At 56.6% G+C, this 21,275-nt stretch carries 6 protein-coding genes; 3 read left to right on the top strand and 3 right to left on the bottom strand.

The genetic code is table 11. The annotated features are described in order from the left end of the window. Positions 1–11 precede the first annotated feature (11 nt). From CK498_RS19300 to CK498_RS19290, 3 genes are all read left to right on the top strand, one after another. The gene (locus CK498_RS19300) at positions 12–1,118 is read left to right on the top strand and encodes a GNAT family N-acetyltransferase (protein WP_095622483.1); all 1,107 of its coding nucleotides are present in this window, start codon (positions 12–14) and stop codon (positions 1,116–1,118) included. A gap of 23 nt (positions 1,119–1,141) precedes the next feature. Beyond that, positions 1,142–2,446 carry a lysine N(6)-hydroxylase/L-ornithine N(5)-oxygenase family protein gene (locus tag CK498_RS19295; RefSeq protein WP_095622482.1) on the top strand — a complete coding sequence of 435 codons (1,305 nt, stop codon included), beginning with the start codon at positions 1,142–1,144 and terminating at the stop codon, positions 2,444–2,446. 743 nt (positions 2,447–3,189) lie between these two features. Then, a complete protein-coding gene (locus tag CK498_RS19290) occupies positions 3,190–4,149 on the top strand; it encodes an ABC transporter substrate-binding protein (RefSeq protein WP_095622481.1) in 960 nt (319 codons plus the stop codon). 105 nt (positions 4,150–4,254) lie between these two features. Here CK498_RS19290 and CK498_RS19285 read toward each other — a convergent pair whose 3' ends face one another. The 3 genes from CK498_RS19285 to CK498_RS19275 form a co-directional block, all read right to left on the bottom strand. Next, complete coding sequence (locus CK498_RS19285) at positions 4,255–6,429, bottom strand: TonB-dependent siderophore receptor (protein ID WP_095622480.1); 2,175 nt, start codon at positions 6,427–6,429, stop codon at positions 4,255–4,257. Between the two features lie 900 nt (positions 6,430–7,329). After that, positions 7,330–14,700: an amino acid adenylation domain-containing protein gene (locus tag CK498_RS19280; protein WP_095622479.1), complete on the bottom strand. Its 7,371-nt coding sequence runs from the start codon at positions 14,698–14,700 to the stop codon at positions 7,330–7,332. Continuing rightward, complete coding sequence (locus CK498_RS19275; RefSeq protein ID WP_229359147.1) at positions 14,697–21,275, bottom strand: non-ribosomal peptide synthetase; 6,579 nt, start codon at positions 21,273–21,275, stop codon at positions 14,697–14,699. Before CK498_RS19275 ends, CK498_RS19280 begins: the two co-directional genes overlap by 4 nt.

The following is a 21,275-nucleotide window of genomic DNA, read 5'->3' as shown; positions in this document are numbered from 1 at the left end:
GGAGCCCCGCAGTGTCTACCACCGTTCAAGCAGAACCGCACACCACGGCGCAACGCACGGCAACCAACGAGTTCGTCTCCTACCCCCATGACATACCACACCGAGTGGAGCACGATGCCGAGACCCACCGACTACGCATCGAGGGCGGCCCTCATAGCACCACCTGGCAGCTGGGTCAAAGCGCCGGCCAGCTGGCGCTCACCTGGCCCGCCGGCAGTACCCCACGACGTGAGGCCACCCTCGCGGCCATCGACGCCGCCTTCGCCTTTCACCCCGAGGCACAGTGGCTGCAGCTGCAGGGGCCGAAGGCCATGTATCCGGCGCTACGCCATACCGGCATCGTGGTGGACGACAGCGAGGGAGTGCCCTGGGTGCCCGCCGAGCTGTTCTGGCAACAGCCTGGCCTGTGGCTGCCCTCGCCTCGGCCGTTGCCCTACCCTCAGCAGCCGGTGCTGAGCGCAGGGAAGCGCCATCCGCGCCGCCCGCCCAAGCCCGAGGGCACCGTCTATCGGCGCCATATTCCCTGGTTGAAGGCCACCCTGAGCTTTCGCGTCCTCGATCTGGAACACGACCTCGAGCGCTTCAGCCGCTGGATGAACGATCCGGTGGTAGCCCACTTCTGGGAGGAACAGGGCGACCTAGCCCAACATCGCCACCGCTTGGAAGCGACCCTGAGCCATCCCAACGCCCTGCCGCTGATCGCTTGCTTCGATGACCAGCCCTTCGGCTACTTCGAGGCTTACTGGGCCAAGGAGGACCGCCTCGGTGCCTACTACGATGCCGATGACTTCGACCGCGGCTGGCATCTGCTGATCGGCGAAGCCGCCTTCCGTGGCACGCCCTACGTCGCCGCCTGGCTGCCTTCCATCTCCCATTACCTGTTTCTGGACGACTGCCGCACCCAGCGCCTGGTTATCGAGCCTCGCGTGGACAACGCCAAGATGCTCCACAACCTGGCGCGCTGCGGTTACGCCCATCTCAAGGCATTCGACTTCCCGCATAAGCGGGCCATGCTCGGCATGCAGCTACGCGAGCACTTCTTCAATGAGCGCAGCTGGATTCCCCAGCCGCCTCACCCCGGCTCGGCCCCCAGACCCGGCCCGCGCTTCTCTCAATAACCACGACACCCACGAGGATTCACATGCGTATTCACGACCTGATCGGTATCGGCTTCGGCCCCTCCAACATCGCCCTGGCCATCGCCCTCGAAGAGCAGGACCAAAGGGGGCAGGCACGAGATGCCTTCTTCATCGAACGTCAGCCCGCCTTCGCCTGGCACCCGGACATGATGCTCGACCACGCCCATATGCAGATCTCCTTCCTCAAGGATCTGGTCACCCCTCGCGCGCCCTCCAGCCACTACACCTTTTTGAACTACCTGCATGCCAAAGGCCGACTGCAGGACTTCATCAACCTGCAGACGTTCTTCCCCAGCCGCCACGAGTTCAACGACTACCTGTCCTGGGTGGCGTCGCACTTCGAGGAACGCTGCAGCTATGGCGAAGAGGTCGTCGAAGTGCTGCCCCACGGCGAGGACGATGACATCACGCTGCTACGCGTCTGCTCGCGAGACGCCAACGGCAACCACCACGAGCGCCTGACGCGCTCCCTAGTGATCGGCGTTGGCGGCGCACCCAATGTTCCGCCCTGCTTTGCCGGGCTCTACGACGACCCCAGGGTCTTCCACTCCAGCCACTACCTCAAGGAGCTGGCGCGGCAAAAGTCGCCGCGACGCATCGCCGTGGTCGGCGCCGGGCAGAGTGCTGCCGAGATCTTCCTCGACCTCCACAATCGCCCCGGCATCGAGGTCGACCTGATCACCCGGGCCTGGGCATTCAAACCCTCCGATGACAGCCCCTTCGTCAACGAAATCTTCAACCCCGAGTACACCGACTATGTGTTCAACAACCCCACCGGCCAGCGCCAGGCGCTGATGCAGGAGTACAAGAGCACCAACTACTCGGCGCCCGACCTGGCGCTGATCGAGCAGATCTACAACGTTTTCTACCAGCAGAAGGTCACCGGCGAGACGCGCCATCGCTTCCGCCGCCGCCATGAGGTCACCCATGCCGAATCGACGGCGGACGGCGTGCGACTGGACATCACCGAACTGGATAGCGGCGCCACGGACACGGCCAACTTCGACGCCGTCGTACTGGCCACGGGATACCGGCGCGACGTGCACGAGACGCTGCTCGACCCGCTCAAGCCCTACCTCGGCGACTTCGCCGTCGATCGTCACTACCGCGTATTCACCCCACCCCACTTCAAGCCGGCAATCTTCCTGCAGGGCTGCTGCGAGCCCACCCACGGCCTAAGCGATACGCTGCTGTCGATCTTGGCGTCACGCACCCAGGAGATCTGCGAAGTGCTCGACGCCACACTCCCGGCAGCGCAAACACCCCGTGTGCATACGCCAGCTGCTTCCCTGGTAGGCACCAACTGACACGCGACAAGCCCCCGATGACCCGGCCGCTCCAGGTGGAGCGGCCTATGTCATACACTGGCAGATGGTCAAACACACTCCAATCAGCGGCGCCACACAGCATGATCGGCTACCATATCTCGGCGAGTTGGCGTACCTCTGTTGTGGAGAGTGCGACGTGCACCCGGACTTTCTCTAGTATGAGGCTCAGGCAACGCCTTCCGGTCTACCTTGCCATTGGCATTCAGCGGCGATGCCGCGATCACAGCACTCACTATAGAGCGACGATCAAGGTTGACGCGCTAATCCATATCCACGACAAATCAGATAGGTAAGCACGCTCACATCAAGCAAAAATTGAAATGAGAATGATTTTGCATGAAAATAGGGTGAATTCTCACTCCTAGCTAGCATCAAATGGTCGAACATCTGCCTCCCTATCTTCCAGGGCTCGCTGGCCCACTAAGGCGAAGGGCTGATCTGCAGAGCAACGGCTGGCCAACGAGCACATCGCCTTGCCGACCTGCTCAAGCAGCCTTGGATGATCAGCGGCACCCTGATACGGCAAGCCCATTTCTTCGATTGCAACGACTCGCGCCAGTGGCACCTGTCTGGCGGTTAAAATACTTCACCTTGCTGATTCCATCTCCCACTGTGGCCACAATATCACGGCAGCCAAGCTGTTTAGCCCCCTCTTCAGTAGAATTGCTGTTAAAACTTGAGACCGCCGACACTTCTTTATACCAAACACACTGGGAGTAATTGTGAAATATCGCATTGACATTTTTTATCGCTCCATACTCCATACGATATTCATTCTATCGATCGCCATGCTAACAGGTGTATCTATTAGCAAAGTTACGATGGCAGGTGATATAAGTAGCGAGACACCATTGGCGACATTTGATTTTGCAATCGCTGAGACACTCAGCGCCATTGGCCACCCGCCTAGATTCCTAGCGGGTCTCAGGGGATACGAAACATATTCACGTCAAAGTGGCATCATCCCCTTTACGGAAAATCTTGGATCTCGCTTCCTTCCCAACTACGAGCTTCTTGCTAACCACCCACCGCAGTACATTCTGATTTCACCACCTGCCCATGTTAACATAAAACCAAGACTTAGAAGAATCTCTGATGTTAAGGAATATCTTCTTTATAATTTTTCCGGTAACAATGACGACCATGACCATTGGGAAGCGGTGGAAAAATTGACTCGACAGCTTGGTGACCTCGTCCATGCCCCTGCCAGGGCTGATCAGTACATCGAGAAAACCAATAGCTATTTTGACGATTTAAGAAGTCAGCTTGATGGCAGCAGTGACTTTCCTATATTAATAGTACGCCTGATTGATGAGCGCCATGCCCGCATTTACGGCGAGGGAAGTGTTGAAGGCATGGTAGTAAATCGTCTAGGCCTTCAGAATGCTTGGCAGGGGGATCTAGGCCAATGGGGTATGACCACAGTCAGCGCAACGCCGCTGTTTGACATCGACGCTAAAGTGATATTTCTTGAAAGCCCCTACGATCCACCTGGAGGGCAGAAGCGGCTACTCTCTAATGGCCAGTGGCGACACTTGCCTGCCGTAAAAGAGAGTAATTACACCATCGTTCCTATCAACTATTGGTCTTGGGGAGGGCTTCCTTCTGCTCAGCGTTTTGCCAACAACCTTGTCAGCCATCTGACTGAAAGCAACTTCTCAGATGCTACCACTGCTGAATAACCTATACTATCGGCTGACCATTTACCATAGTTACAACCTCATCCCGCCAAGAATAAGTGTCGCACCACCAACTATATCGGCGTTGCGACACATAGTTATACCATACTACCAGTTGTATGAAATGGTGCCCTGCACAGTGCGTTCAGCCCCCCAATAGCAACGCCCTCCGTTATTACAGCGAGCGACATATTCACGATCAAAAAGGTTCTTGGCGTTGAGCTTTGCGCTCCAGTTATTGCCAAAATCATAACCAATGGTTGCATCGACTAGCGTCTCGCTACCCACCTCAAGTGTACCGTAATCAAGACTTTCTGGTGGATAAGCGTAGGATTTTCCCAAGTAGCGGACACCAAGACCAGTTTGTAGACCGTTCAATGCCCCCTGCCGGAAAGTATAATTGGCCCAGAAAGAAGCCTGATGGCGGGGAATACCGGTAATTTGCTCATCTTCTAAACGCGAACCAGCATCTTCGACAATCCTGGCATCGATATAACTATAGGCAGCGGTAAGGCTCAGACTTTCGTTAATATCACTCTTAACCTCTACTTCTAAACCCTGGGACTGGGTTTCACCAACCTGGCGGTAGTCACCTGAGCTTCCGTCGTAGCTAACGTCATCTTGCTTATTAATGTCATAAGCAGAAACCGTCACCTGGGTATTCCAGCCTTCCGGCTCATACTTTACCCCTAACTCTACCTGATCGCCGGTAATGGGCTTGAAGTTATCTTCAGTGTTAAGTTGAACGGGTACAAAAGTAGTAGAATAGCTAACGTAGGGTGAGATGCCGTTGTCAAACTGATACATCAACCCCGCTTGCCAACTTAGCTTCTCGTCGCTGCGACGGCTATTATTATTGGCTGCCATATAATCATCATATTCACTATCCGCCCAGTCGTAACGAACGCCCGCGAGAGCGATCAAGCCGCCTACCTTACCTTGCCACTGAGTATAAATACCTGCCAAATCCTGCTTGAGGTCGCCATCGTCAGACAGCATAGAGGTTTGCGGCTCACTGTTATACCGGGGATCGAAAATATCGATAAGGTAGAATTCACCACTGGCGAAGTCGCTGGCATACTGGGTTTGTTCGAATGACGTTTTGTCGAAGCTGGCACCAAACAGGAACGTATTGTCGAGCGATCCAGTGGTCACATTGCCGACCACTTGGTTATCGATGGAGTAGATTCTAGACTCATTGGCCCGATCAAGATTATAGGCACCAATGTTAGAACCGTAACCAGCATCCACGAATTGCAACCAGGTTTCTTGCCGATCTACCAGGGAGCGTGTGTACCGCCCATTTTGGCGAAACGTCCACTCATTATCAAAGCGGTGCTCGTATTCGTAACCCAATGTCCAGAATTCCCGCTCAAAACCATCCCAGTCTGGATGCCCCAGGTTGGTATCGGTGCCCAATCGACCGCCTGGATTGTCGAGTAGTGTGCCCGATGCCGGTAACCCCAATTGAATCTCGGTGCTGTCCTTTTGATATTGTCCCAGCAGGGTCAGGGTATCCCTGTCGCTAAGATCGATGGCCAACGACGGGGCAAAGTAGATGCGGTCATCACCCATGCTATTTATTTGCGTATCCGCCTCGCGAACCAAGGACACCATTCGGCCACGGATGCTGCCATCTTCATTCAGAGCTCCCGACACATCAGAAGAAAACTGCCGTCGGTCATGGGTTCCATAGCTAAGATTGACCTCTCCTTGGCGTTCGTACGTAGGTCGCTTGCTGACCAGGTTCACCATTCCACCAGGTATATTTTCACCGTATAGAATCGATGTCGGCCCCTTGAGCACCTCCACTCGCTCTAAACCATAGGGTTCGGCAGATGTCGCGTAGGCATTTGATTGCACTCGCAAACCATCTCGATAGGTACCGTATCCGTAATCGCGCTGGTTCATACCACGTATATAGAAAATATCACCAGCCAGCGCATCACCTCCAGGGTAGTTAGCGCTATTGACTCCCGGTACGTAATCCAAAATGTTGCCCAGCGTTTGTGCCCCCTGATCTTCAATCTGGTTTCTTGTTACCACCGATATCGAGCGAGGCGTCTCGGACAGAGGTGTGTCTGTTTTGGTTGCTGTTCGACTTCGCTCTGCCTGATAGCCCACATCTGGGCCCTGCGCCCCTACCCTGTCTGCGGTGACCGTCAGGCTCTCCAATTCGGAGACCGCTTCTTCTTCCTGAGCAGCAGAATAAACCGGCACCATAACCAATGTGGTGACAAGCAACCCACTCTGACAGAACAGAGCGTATTTTCTCTTGAGCATATAACCTTCCCCTTTTTTTTAAGCCTTACGAAACATGAATTTTAATTATAATAATTATCATTTAGATCCTAGAGACTTACCCTCATCCTGTCAACACTGGATGAGGGTAAGTCGCTTGAGGGGGAGACGGCTCTTCCTTCCTAGTGAAGCTAAGGGTTGTGGATCTCTAAACCGTCGCTTCCCCTTTAGCTAGTAGCTCTCACCCTTGATAACGATGATGGTCGAGGTCTGTTCGCCGAGAGACTTACAGGACTGAAACGACCTCCACCGGACCGATGCGCTGCCAGGGCAGGCCCTGGACCAGCTCCGCCACTTGCTCAGGACAGTTCCACCCGGTCGCGGTGCCAGTTGTCGGCCCAATGGAACTTGCCTTGATTGAGACGACGCGCACACAGGCAGGCCCCAGGCCATCGTGGATCAGCACCTGCGCAGTTGCCGCACCGGTTGGCGAACAGATAGGCGCATGCGGCCGGGCGGTACCGAATACCTTCACCAACCGAGCCAGGTCGGTATCGGGGTCGCGCGCATGTCCAACAGCTCGGTGCCAATCAGATCTCGTCGATACGGATCAGGACAGCAGATCCCGAGGCAGCGCCCGACAGACCTGCGCATCGGACACCCGCCACTCGATGTCCACCGTGCCTTTGGCACTCGGAAGTAGCACGCAAATAGGCTCGGCTTCACGGCGCTGGCCGATGCCGGTGTGGTGGTGCTTGCCATCGGCACTGGAACAAACGCCGGGAGACACTCACCGGCGCCGACCACCTAACCTCACGGATCCATTCGTGAACCAGATGGGCATTCAGAGCATGCTCCAACGCGATGCCGACCACTGAGGCACCGGGGCAAGTCCAAAGTCGGGCTCAGCGAAAGGTATGTTCACCGAACGCATACAGATCTTCAAAATAACGCCTGCAGAGATTCGTTAGACTGTATTGCAGCACTCACTTTTAGTCGCTTCTTCACTTTGGAGAGTAGGACACCATCAGCAACTATCGAGAAATGGTCACTGGCAGTCTCAATTGATGTACTCGGAGCTCGATTCAATTGATCCGCTAGCGCCTGTCGCTCATCCCAGGCTCTTTCCGACGCCCACCAGCAGTCCACTTCACAGTTCAGTGCCGGCAAGGCGTCGGCCTGTAGTGATAGATACTTCAAGTGTCGTGACACACAGAAGATCCGGGCCAGTTCCTCACCGCCTAGAGCAGGGTAACCTTCTCTGCCATGAGCATCGTCTGCCACGAGTAGACGCTCCAGCCTGACGGCAAGCTCCGTTTCACTCGGCTCTTTATGGGACGCATCGTGATTACTATTGGCGACCATCTCAGATGAGAGACCCGGCAAGATGACCGACACATAGGCAGCAAAATCCTTCTGCCAATCATCAATACTCTCCTGGCCGCTACCGGGGATGTACGGATCCACCAGCGCCAACAGGCTCACCTCCTGAGCTTGCATTTCAAGCCGCGCTGCGATCATAGCTGCCAATGCTCCACCAAGTGACCATCCCAATAGCCGATAAGGCCCCACGGGCTGTATGCGACGTATCGTCTCCACGTAGTCATCAGCCATTTTTTCAAGTGATGAATCTCGATGCCGTGGGTCGGTCAACATTCGGCAAGGCAGACCATAAACCGTGCATACTTCCTGCAAGTGGCGAGCCAACGGCTGATAGTCAAAAACCGTCCCCATCACGGCATGAATGCAGAACAGCGGCGGCTGACTGCCACACTCGCCGTTGAGCATGACGGCCCCTTCGTGCTCGACTTCAACGGGCGTTCTTCCCAATAGGTAAGCTATGGTCGGCTTCTGCATTAGATCGAGCAGTGAAAAAGCAAGTCTCGGCTCCTCTAGAGCCTGTACACGGCTCATTACTTGTAGACTCAACAGGGAGTCTCCACCCAGCTCGAAGAAGTTGTCGGTTTCGCCAATCCGCTCAACGCCAAGCACTTGCTGCCAAATCTCGGCGAGTTGGTGCGCCTCTGGTGTAGAGGGTGCCACGTACTCTCGGACTTCCTCTAGATGAGGCCCGGGCAGGGCCTTGCGATCCACCTTGCCGTTGGCATTCAGCGGCAGTGCCTCGAGGGTGACCACGACGCCCGGCACCATATAATCCGGTAGCTTTTGACCCAGCGCTTCACGTAGTGAGGTGCTGTCGAGGTCAGTGTCAGCCTGTGGAACCACATAGGCTACCAGCCTCGAACCGCTGGGACCTTCCTGGTCCACCACCACCGCCTCACGAATCGCTGGCTGAGAGAGTAGTTCGGCTTCGATCTCGCCAAGTTCAATGCGCAGGCCGCGGATCTTCACCTGATGATCGAGACGGCCCAGGTACTCGAGCTGGCCGTCTTCCCGCCAGCGCACAAGGTCGCCGGTACGGTAGAGGCGTTCACCCTTGGTGAAAGGATCGGCGATAAAGCGCTCCGCCGTGAGATCGCTGCGATTGAGATAGCCACGGGCCAGGCTTACCCCGCCCAGGTACAACTCTCCCGCGACGCCCTGTGGCACCAGGTTGAGTTCACCATCCAGGACGTAGGTGCGAGTACCGCTAATGGGTCGCCCAATGGGGATCTGGCGGTGAGCGTCATCACGGCACCACCAGTGCGTGACATGGATGGTAGTTTCAGTAGGGCCATAAAGATCATGCAGATTGGCACCGTCGAGACACTCAGCCACGTCCTGCTGCAGCGTGGCGGGAACGGCCTCGCCGCCGCACATGATATGCTTGAGCCGTGTCTTGGCCTTGACATCGGGATAGGCTAGGAAGGCCTTGAGCATGGAGGGCACGAAGTTGAGCGTGGTCACGCCGTGCCGCTGGATCAGCTCGATGATGCGCTCGGGGTCTCGATGGTCTCCGGGCTGGGCGATCACCAGACGAGCCCCGACACTCAGCGGCCAGAAAATCTCCCACACCGAGACGTCGAAACCGAACGGCGCCTTGTGGAGTACGGCATCGGTATCGGTGAGCTGGTAGGTCTCCTGCATCCACACCATGCAGTTGGTCAAGGCATCATGGCGGATGGCAGCGCCTTTGGGTCTCCCGGTGGAGCCCGAGGTGTAGATCACATAGGCGAGGTGCGCGCCGTGCAGCGCTATTGCTGGGTTGCTAGAGGCATGGTGCGCCACATCCAGCCGATCCAACTCAACAACGCTAAGGCCATCCGCTAGCGGCAAGGACTCGCGCAAGTGGTGCTGGGTCAGCAGCAGCTCGATGCCACTATCTTCAGCGATGAACGCCAGCCGCTCGGAGGGGTACTCGGGATCCAGCGGCACATAGGCGCCCCCCGCCTTGAGGATCGCTAGCAGCCCCACCACCATCTCCATGGAACGCTCCATGGCAATGCCCACCCGAGTCTCGGGGGTTACGCCTAAACCGATCAAATAGTGGGACAGACGATTGGCACGGGTATTGAGTTCGGCGTAGCTGAGTGACTGATCGTCGAAGATGAGGGCCGTGGCCTCTGGGGTTGCTTCCGCCTGTCGCTCTATCAACTGATGCACTGGAGAAGTGTCAGAATACTGCTGAGCATTCTCTCCCCACTCGCTCAACAACTGCTGCTCATCCTTTCCTAGCAGGCTGATCTCACTGATCGCTTGCCGTGGTGCCGTTTGCAGACTTTCCACGATTCCTGCCACGGCCGAGCACATGTAATCACACAGGCGCTGGGCGCCGATTGTGCGGCTCACTTGTCCTACTAGTTGGAAGCCTTCTCCCGAATCATCTACCGCCATACCAATGGGGTAATTGGTTCGCTCCTGGCCGCTCAGCACTTCCAGTCCTTCCCAGGTGTGGGTGGGCGTTCCTTCTTCCTGGAGAGCGCTGTAACGGTAGTTCAGCAGACTCGTGAACAGCGGCGATCCTCCAGACAACCCGCTGCATCGCTGAGCCAGTCCGAGGCTGGCATGCTCGTGATGCATTAGCTCAGAAAGGGCCTCGTGGGTTTGTCGCAAAGACTGCTCGATACCTTGAGTACCCGTTTTGATGCGCACCGGCAAGGTGTTGATAAACATCCCCAGCGCCCGCTCGGCACCTGCGATGCTCTGCATGCGGCCGAACAAAACGGTGCCAAATACCACGTCGTGCCGCCCCGTCGTTTTGCTCAGCACCAAGGCCCAGGCCAGGTGGAACAGGCTGGCCGTGCTGACGCCATGGCGCTGGGCCTGTTGCCGCACCCGCTGGGCTAGCTCTGCTTCCAGTGGAACGCGTACTTCTTCGATATCGCGGCCATCGCCACGTACCTCCAGCAGCCCAAAGGGGGCGGTGGGCTCTTCGATATCCCCCAACTGCTCGCGGAAGAAGGCTTCATGTTGGTCTGAGCTTACCCCTAGCCGAGCCTGCGCCACGAAGTTGCGGAAGGGCAGGGGCTTGGGTAGCTCATCTGCACGGCCTTGCTGGATCAATGCGATCTCTTCCACCAGTAGCTCGAGAGTAGTGTGGTCCATCACCAAGTGGTGGCTGGGTAGCTGCAGTAGCCAGCGATCTTGTTCGACATCATGGGCAGCCACAGCGCGCAGCATGGGGGCCCGGCGAACATCGAGGCGGTGGTGCTCAGGATCCACCTCGGCATTCAGTTGTTCGGCCACGCTCTGTGATGGGGCACCATCCAAGTCCAGCCATTCGAGTACCAGCTCTGCATGCTTGCAGACCACCTGCACCGGTTCGCGGAGTCCTTCCCAGAACACGGCGGTACGTAGAATATCGTGACGGGCGATCAGCTGATTAAACCCGGCAATAAAGGCTTCCAGCCTCTCGCGGCTATCGAAGCCCAGTAGACGCAGGGTCACATAGGCATCGCCCGCTTCCTGCAGCCGGTGGTGGAAGAGAATGCCCTCCTGTAGTGGTGCCAGGGGGTAGATGTCCTGAATATTGCTAGCGCCACCGGGCACAGCGGCTTCGATCTCACGAAGTTCTTCGGCATTGAGCTCGATTAGCGTCAACATCTCGGGCTGGAGAGCCTGACAATCGTGAGGAATCAGATTGGGGGGGATGGTGATCTCAGTATGCTCGGGTGCTTGCGTCAACGCTTGAGTAAAGGCCGCCAGCTCTGGACATTGGAACAGCGTGCGCACCTCTGCCGTCAGTCCTCGATGCCGCATTTTCTCGAGCACTTTCAAAGCCAATAACGAATGGCCCCCCAATTCAAAGAAGTTATCGTGGCGCCCCACCTGTTCGACGCCAAGGACTTCAGACCATATCTCCACGAGCGCTTCTTCCACCTCGCCCTGCGGCGGCGCGTACTGCGAGCCACTGGCCAACTCCGGATCGGGCAGAGCCTTGCGATCGACCTTGCCGTTGGCATTCAGCGGCAATGCCTCGAGGGCGACCACGACACCCGGCACCATATAGTCCGGCAGCCGCTGCCCCAGTGCCTCACGTAGTGAGCTGGTGTCGAGTTCACTGTCAGCCTGAGGAACCACATAGGCCACCAGCCTGGAACCACCAGAGCTTTCTTGAGCGACCACTACCGCCTCGCGAACCTCCGGCCGGGAGAGCAGCTCGGCTTCGATCTCGCCAAGTTCGATGCGCAGGCCGCGGATTTTCACTTGATGATCGAGGCGGCCCAGGTACTCGAGCTGGCCATCCTCACGCCAGCGCACCAGATCACCGGTGCGGTAGAGGCGCTCTCCTTCGGTTAACGGGTCGGCGATAAACCGCTCTGCGCTTAGGTCAGGGCGGTGAAGGTAGCCCCTCGCTAGACCAACACCGCCGAGGTAGAGCTCACCCGCTACCCCGGGCGGCGTCAGGTTGAGATCGCCATCCAGTACGTAGGTGCGGACACCGGCAATCGGTTGGCCGATAGCGACCTGGCTGCGCCCGTCGTCCCGGCAGGTCCAGTGAGTGACGTCGATGGCCGCCTCGGTGGGCCCATAGAGGTTGTAGAGTGCCGTGTGAGGCATGCGAGCAAATACTTGATTCTGCAGCTCCGCCGGTAGCGCTTCGCCGCTGCATACCACGCGCGTCAGACTCGTACAGGCTTCTACCTCGCCATGCGCCAGGAAGGCCTGCAGCATCGAGGGCACGAAATGCAGCGTGGTGATCTTGTGGGTACGGATCAGCTCGACCAGTTGCGCCGGCTCGCGATGCGCCCCCGGTGGGGCCATCACCAGCTGGGCGCCCTGCATCAGCGGCCAGAAGAATTCCCACACCGAGACGTCGAAGCTGAACGGGGTCTTCTGCAATACCGCATCGTCGGCCGTTAGCCGGTAGGCATCCTGCATCCACGCCAGGCGGTTGCTCAGCGCGCGATGGCGGTTAGCCGCGCCCTTGGGCCACCCGGTGGAGCCCGAGGTGTAGATCACATAAGCAAGATTTTCGCCGTGCAGGGCCACGTCTGGGTTGGTCGACGCATGGTGAGCGACATCCAACCGATCCAGCTCAATGACGTTCAGCCCATCGGCCACCGGCAGCGTATCGCGAAGAGGCTGCTGGGTCAGTAGCAGCTCGATACCGCTGTCATCGACCATATAGGCCAGCCGCTCGCTGGGGTAATCCGGATCCAGCGGCACATAGGCGCCCCCCGCCTTGAGGATACCCAGCAGCCCCACCACCATCTCGATTGAGCGTTCCATGGCGATACCCACCCGGGTCTCGGGTTGTACACCTAGACCGATCAGATAGTGGGCCAGTTGGTTGGCTCGGGCATTGAGTTCGGCGTAGCTGAGTGACTGATCGTCGAATACCAGTGCCTCGGTCTCTGGGGTTGCTTCAGCTTGGCGTTCTACCAAGTGATGGATAGGCGATGAATCGTGATACCGTTGAGAGCTTTCGCCCCACTCCTGTAATCGACGCTGTTCGCCTTGATCTAGTAACTCAATATCGCCCAGCGCACACTCCGGCGTCTCTGTCAGCGCCTGTAAAATAGCCGTATAGTGCTGCGCCAGGCGCTCAATGGTGGTTAAGTCGAACAGCTCTTGTGCATAAACGAAGCTTGTTTCTATGCAGCCATCCGTGCGCTCCATCACGTCCAGCGTCAGCTCGAACTGCGCCTCTCCCTTATTTAGTGGCCAATTGCTCAGTTCCAGTCCTGGTAGTGTCTGCAACGCGCCATAATCTTGCCGCTGGTGATTGAACATCACCTGAAATAGCGGCGTGTGGCTCAGGCTGCGCTCTGGCTGCAGCGCTTCCACTAACTGTTCAAAAGGGAGATCCTGATGCTCTTGTGCACCCAGCGCCGCACGTTTTCCCTGTTCCAGCGCCTTGGCCAGGCTCAGGCGACCATTCAGCGGGTTACGCAGCACCTGCGTATTAACGAAGAAGCCCACCACGCCTTGAGTTTCCGTGCGGTGGCGGTTGGCGATCGGCACCCCGACCCGGATATCTTCCTGCCCGGTATAGCGATATAGCAGTGACTGGAAGCCTGTCAGTAGCATCATAAACAGGGTGGCGCCCTTCGCCTGGGCCTGCTGACGCAATCTGCTCACTACCGAGGCAGGGAGCACTATTGCGTGACGTGCAGCGTGATATTGGCCATCGTTACGGCGTGGGCGATCAGTCGACAGCTGCAATATCGGGTGTTCATCTCCCAGTTCCGCCTGCCAATAGGCCAGTTGACGCTCTTTTTCACCCGCCTCCATCCACTGCCGCTGCCATACTGCATAATCGGCATATTGAATCGGTAAGGCGGGTGGCTGCCAGGCCTCTCCTGTCATACGAGCGGAGTAGTCCGCAGCAAACTCATCGATGATCAACTGCATCGACCGGCCATCGGAGATGATGTGGTGCATTACCACCACCAAAAGGTGCTGCTCTTCTGCTAAACGTAGTAGCCCCACTCGCAGCAGCGGCCCCTGTTCCAGATCGAAAGGGTCATTGCAAAGCCGATCAAGCTGGTTCTCTATTGCCGCTTCTCGCTCATCCTTCGGCATATGGCCTAGCTCGACTTCGCACCATGCAACGTTGCTCTCGGCCTGTACCACTTGCATCATCCCGCCCTCGCCGTCGTCACGGAACGCCGTGCGCAATGCCTCATGGCGGGACACCAGATCGGCGAAGCTACCCCGCAGTGCTTCAGTATCCAGCGAGCCCTTAAGGGTCAGAGCACCCGTAATATGGTAAGCACTGCTCTGAGGATCCAAGCGCCACAGAAACCACTGGCGCAGTTGGGCATAAGAGGGTGAGCAAATACTCAACTGAGAATCAGGGCGCCTGAGAATAGGAAACTGGCCAATGCCCAATCCTTGAGTACGAATTTTGTCGTAAACCACACGGCGCTGCTTGGCAGGCAATCCGGCAAAGCGCTCCGCAATACGACGGGTATCGATATTACTCATTGAACGGTATCCATGCTGTCGATGAAGGAATCAATATCGGAGAGTGACTGCTCAAAGGAGTATTCGCTGTTGAATGCGGCAATACATTCAGCTAAGCCGTGGAGTTGTGGGTGTTTAAACACTTCGGACACTTTGAGCTCAACGCATATAACGGCTTGAACACGAGCCACCATCTGCACAGCAAGCAGAGAATGCCCACCCAGCTCGAAGAAGTTATCGTGCCGACCTACTTGCTCCACGCCCAACACCTCGGACCAGATCGCCGCCAGCGCTTCTTCCACCCCGCCCTGAGGCGGCTCGTACGGCGAGCCACTGGCCAACTCCGGCTCGGGCAGGGCCTTTCGGTCCACCTTGCCATTGGCATTCAGCGGCAGTGCTTCGAGCATGATCACGACGCCCGGCACCATATAATCCGGTAGCTTTTGACCCAGCCCCTCACGTAGAACGGCGGTGTCTAGTTCGCCGTCGGCCTGGGGCACCACATAGGCCACCAGCATAGAGCCGTTGGAACCTGCTTGCGCTACCACCACCGCCTCGCGAACCTCCGGTTGAGAGAGCAGCTCGGCTTCGATCTCGCCAAGTTCGATACGCAGGCCGCGGATTTTCACTTGATGATCGAGGCGGCCCAAGTACTCGAGCTGGCCGTCCTCCCGCCAGCGCACCAGGTCGCCGGTACGGTAGAGGCGCTCGCCCTCATTGAACGGGTCGGCGACAAACCGCTCCGCCGTGAGGTCACTGCGATTGAGATAGCCACGGGCCAGGCTTACCCCACCCAGGTACAGCTCTCCCGTCACACCTGGTGGCACCAGGTTAAGGTCATCATCCATGATGTAGGTGCGAGTACCACTAATGGGCCGACCAATGGGGATCTGGCGGTGAGCGTCATCACGGCACCACCAGTGCGTAACATGGATGGTGGTTTCGGTGGGACCATAAAGATCGTGAAGGTTAGCCCCATCGAGACACTCCGCCACATCCTGCTGAAGCGAGGCGGGAACGGCCTCGCCGCCGCACATGATATGCTTGAGCCGTGTCTTGGCCTTGACGTCGGGATAGGCCAGGAAGGCCTTGAGCATTGAGGGCACGAAGTTGAGCGTGGTCACGCCGTGCCGCTGGATCAGCTCGATGATGCGCTCGGGGTCTCGATGGTCTCCGGGCTGGGCGATCACCAAACGTGCCCCAACACTCAGCGGCCAGAAAATCTCCCATACCGAGACGTCAAACCCGAATGGCGCTTTGTGCAGTACGGCATCGGTATCGGTGAGCTGGTAGGTCTCCTGCATCCACACCATGCAGTTGGTCAAGGCATCATGGCGGATGGCAGCGCCTTTGGGTCTCCCGGTGGAGCCCGAGGTGTAGATCACATAGGCGAGGTGCTCGCCGTCCAGTGTTACCGATGGATCGGTAGAGGCGTGATGTGCCACGTCCAGTCGATCCAACTCAACAACGCTAAGGCCAGCCGCTAGCGGCAAGGACTCGCGCAAGTGGTGCTGGGTCAGCAGCAGCTCGATGCCACTATCTTCAGCGATGAACGCCAGCCGCTCGGAGGGGTACTCGGGATCCAGCGGCACATAGGCGCCCCCCGCCTTGAGGATCGCTAGCAGCCCTACCACCATTTCGATGGAGCGTTCCATGGCGATGCCCACCCGCGTCTCAGGTTTTACACCTAAGCCGATCAGATAGTGGGCTAGTTGGTTGGCTCGGGCATTGAGTTCGGCGTAGCTGAGTGACTGATCGTCAAATACTAGTGCAGTAACATCTGGCGTTACCGAAGCTTGGCGCTCGATCAAGTGATGGACTGGCTGAGTGTCGGGGTGCTGGTATGAATTCACTCCCCACTCGCTTAGCAACCTCTGTTCTTCTTCTCCTAGCAGGCTGATCTCACTTATCGCTTTCCGTGGTGACGTTTGTAGGCTTTCCACGATGCCCGCTACAGCGGCTTCCATGTAATCACACAGCCGCTGCGCGCCGATCGCTCGACTCACCTGCCCCACCAGTTGAAAACCTTCTCCCAGGTCGTCCACCGCCATACCAATCGGGTAGTTGGTACGCTCCTTGGCCCCCAGCACTTCCATCCCCTTCCAGGCCTGGATGAGATTTCCCTCTTGCTGGGGAGAGCTGTAACGATAGTTCAGCAAGCTAGTAAAGAGCGGCATGCCACTAGGTAGCCCGCTGCAGCGCTGCGCAAGGCCAAGACTGGCATGTTCATGGTGCATTAGTTCAGAGAGCGCATCGTGGGTTTGGCGCAAGGACTGCTCGACATCCTGAGTGCCCATCTTGATGCGCACAGGGAGCGTATTGATAAACATCCCCAGTGCCCGCTCGGCGCCCTCGATTCCCTGCATGCGGCCGAACAGCACGGTGCCGAACACCACATCGTTCCGCCCAGTGGTCTTGCTCAGCACCAAGGCCCAGGCCAGGTGGAACAGGCTGGCGGTGCTGACGCTATGGCGCTTCGCCTGCTGCCGAACTTGTAGGGCCAGTTCCGTTGCCAAAGGAACACGTACTTCTTCGATATCGCTGCCATCACCTCGAGCGTCTAGTAGCCCGAAGGGCGCGGTCGGCTCGTCAATATCGCCCAGTTGCTCGCGGAAGAAGGCTTCATGTTCTTCTGGGCTTACCCCTAGCCGGGCCTGCGCCACGAAGTTGCGGAAGGGCAGCGGCTTGGGCAACTCATCTTCACGGCCTTGCTGGATCAGGGCGATCTCTTCCACCAATAGCTCAAGGGTGATGTGATCCATCACCAGGTGGTGGCTTGGCAGTTGCAACAGCCAGCGTTTTCGTTTTTGCTCTGGATCATGGGCCGCTACCGCACGCAGCATCGGCGCTCGCCGCACATCGAGGCAATGTTGGTCAGGGTCCACCTCAGCATTCAATTGCTCAGCGACACTAAGCGAAGAAGCATGATCCAAGTCTAACCACTCAAGCTCCAGCTCGGCATGCCGGTATACCACCTGCACTGGCTCACGCAGGTTCTCCCACAGCACGGCGGTACGCAGAATATCGTGGCGGGTAATCAGCTGGTTAAAACCGGCAATAAAGGCTTCCAGCCATTCTCGGCTGTCGAAGCCAAGCAAATGTTGAGTCACATAGGCATCGCCCTCTTCCTGCAGCCGGTGGTGGAAGAGAATCCCTTCCTGCAGCGGTGCCAGCGGGTAGATATCCTGAATATTGCTAGCGCCGCCGGGCACCGCTGCTTCGATAACCCTGATCTCTTGGGCATTGAGATCGACTAGCGGCAGCATCTCGGGCTGGATTGCCGAACAGTCATCGGAAATGCAATTGGGCGGGATGATGATGTCCTGCCGCTCGGATGTCTGCGTCAGTGCCTGGGCGAAGGCCGCTAGCTCCGGGCATTGAAACAGCGTGCGTACCTGCCCCGTCAGCCTCCGATGCCGCATTTTCTCCAACACCTTCAAAGCCAATAGCGAATGGCCACCCAGCTCGAAGAAGTTGTCGCGGCGGCCAATCCGCTTAACGTCAAATATTTCGGACCAGATTTGTGCGAGAGCAACTTCGACCTCCCCCTGCGGAGGTTCATACCGCTGGCTTCCGACCAAATCCGGTGCAGGCAGCGCCTTGCGGTCTACCTTACCGTTGGCATTCAGCGGCAATGCATCGAGCGTGATCACGGCTCCCGGCACCATGTAGTCTGGCAGATGTTGGCTTAACTGGTCGCGTATTGAGGTGACGTCAAGCTCAATGCCTGGCTGAGGAACCACATAAGCCACTAGGCTCGAACCGCTCGCTCCATCCTGAGAGACCACCACCGCCTCGCGAAGCGCCAGTTGTAATAGTAACTGCGCTTGAACTTCCCCTAGCTCCACACGATGACCTCGGATTTTAACTTGATCATCCATACGGCCAAGGAATTCCAAGCTACCATCTGGCAATTGCCGCACACGATCACCGGTGCGATATAAACGTTCTCCTTCACCAAAGGGGTCGGCTACAAATCGTTCCGCCGTCATATCAAGACGCCCCAGATAACCGCGGGCCAACCCCACCCCTCCTAGATAAAGTTCACCGTTCACTCCTTGAGGCACAAGGTTCATCCAAGGGTCAAGTACCCGAATTTGCATGTTAGGCAAGGGGTCGCCAATCGGTAGCGTAGATGCTCGCTGATCAGCAGTTTCATATCTTTGTGTCAATGCTCCGACAGTTGTCTCAGTAGGGCCATAATGGTTAACAATTTGACAAGATGGGTTTAGGTCTGAGACCCATTTAACCAGAGGCCAATCGCTTACTTCTCCCCCAAGAATTAAACATCTTCTCGGCAATGTATTAAACGGACTCTTTACACTCATTAGAGCGCGTAAATGACTAGGCACTATTTTGAGGACATCAATTTCATGCTCATGCATGTATCTAGTAAAAGCATCTGGATCAAGCGTACTATCAGATGAAATCAAATGAAGAGTTTTTCCCTTGCACAAGGCACCGAATAGCATGGTATGGCCTAAGTCTGCGGCTATTGTCGATACCATTGCAAAACTACGAGCATCATCAGGTAGCGCTATAACCTCCAGTACCCCTTCAACGTAATTGCTCAGAGCACCATGCGTAATTCCTACTCCCTTAGGTCTTCCTGTAGAGCCCGAGGTATAAATCACGTAGGCTAGATGTTCGCTGTGAAGTACCACTTCCGGATTGGCAGAGGCGTGGTGTGCTACATCTAGTCGATCCACCTCAACAACACTCATCCCATCAGTTACCGGCAGCGTCTCACGTATGCGTTGCAGTGTGACCAACATAGTTATGCCGCTGTCTTCGACCATATAGGTCAGCCGCTCGGCTGGAGAATCGGGATCCAGCGGCACATAAGTGCCACCCGCCTTGAGAATAGCCAGTAACCCCACCACCATCTCAACCGAGCGCTCCATGGCGATGCCTACTCGGGTTTCAGGTTTTACACCCAAACCAATCAGATAGTGCGCCAAGCGATTGGCGCGGGTATTGAGTTCTGCGTAGCTGAGTGACTGATCTTCGAATACTAGCGCTGTGATATCAGAGGCTGCCGCTGCTTGGCGTTCAATTAGATGGTGAGTAGATAGAGCATCAGGGGACCTTTGAGTGATACCTCCCCATTTCTTCAATTGCAGCTGTTCATTCTTATCAAGTAGCTCGACATCACTCAGCGCACTTTCTGGCATCTCTGCCAGCGCCTTTAAGAAAACGACATAATGCTGCGCCAGTCGTCCAATGGTGGTGGAGTCAAACAGCTCTTCAGCATAAATAAAACTTGCCTCAAGGCAGTCATTAGTACACTCATCCACATTTAGGGTCAGCTCGAACTTCGCCTCTTTCTTTTCTAGTGACCAGGTACTCAACTCCAACCCTGGGAGAGCCATCAGCGCACTATGATCCTGCTGCTGATAATTGAACATCACTTGGAATAGTGGCGTGTGACTCAGACTACGCTCCGGCTGCAGCGCTTCTACTAACTGCTCAAAAGGCAGATCCTGATGTTCTTGAGCACCAAGCGCCGCACGTTTTGCCTGTTCTAGCGCTTCGGCCAAATTCAGGCGACCATTTAACTGGTTGCACATCACCTGAGTATTGACGAAAAGCCCTACCACTCCTTGAGTTTCTGTACGATGCCGATTGGCGATTGGCACGCCTATCCGAATATTTTCCTGCTCAGTATATCGATACAACAACACCTGTAAGCCTGCCAGTAGCGCCATAAAAAGGGTAGCGCCCTTAGCCTGAGCTTGTCGACGCAATCCACTTACTACCGAGGCAGGAATCACAATTTCGTGGCGTGCAGTATAGTAGTGTCCATCGTTGCGACGTGTACGGTCTGTCGGTAGCTCCAGTACCGGGTGTTCATCTCCCAGCTCAGCCTTCCAATAAGCGAGCTGGCGCTCTTTTTCACCCGCTTCCATCCATTGACGCTGCCAGAGGGCATAATCGGCATATTGAATCGGCAGGGCTGGCGGCTGCCACGTCTCACCCGTAACCCGAGCGGAGTAGTCCGCTGCAAACTCATCGATGATCAACTGCATCGACCAGCCATCGGATACAATGTGATGCATGACCACGACCAGAAGGTGCTTCTCTTCTGCTAAGCGCAGTAGCCCTACCCGTAACAGCGGCCCCCGCTCCAGGTTGAAAGGTTCATTGCAAAGCCGAGCAAGCTGGTTATCTATTGCTGCTGCTCGCTCATCCTTCGGCATCTGACCCAGGTCAACTTCGTGCAATACGAAGTTGCTCTCGGCCTGCACCACTTGTATCACTTCGCCCTCACCATCGTCACGGAACACCGTGCGTAATGCTGCATGACGGGTTGCCAAAGCGGAGAAACTATCCCGCAAGGCTTCAGCATCCAGCGATCCCTCAAGGGTCACAGCGCCCGTAATATGGTAAGCGCTGCTCTGTGGATCCATACGCCACAGAAACCACTGACGAAGTTGAGCATAGGAGAGTGTTCTGCTCTCTTGATTATTAGACCTAACGATTGGCAACTGCGAAAAGTCGATATCCTGCTGTCTTAATGCCTCAAGAAATACGCTCTGCTTGTCTCGTGGCAAGTTTGCGAAGCGCTCAGCAATCGTGTGTTTATTGAGTTCCAT

The sequence above is a fragment of the Halomonas salipaludis genome (genome assembly GCF_002286975.1).
Lineage (GTDB): Bacteria > Pseudomonadota > Gammaproteobacteria > Pseudomonadales > Halomonadaceae > Franzmannia > Franzmannia salipaludis.
The sequence above is the reverse complement of the archived record's forward strand: the minus strand, read 5'-3'. Positions and strand labels throughout refer to the sequence as shown.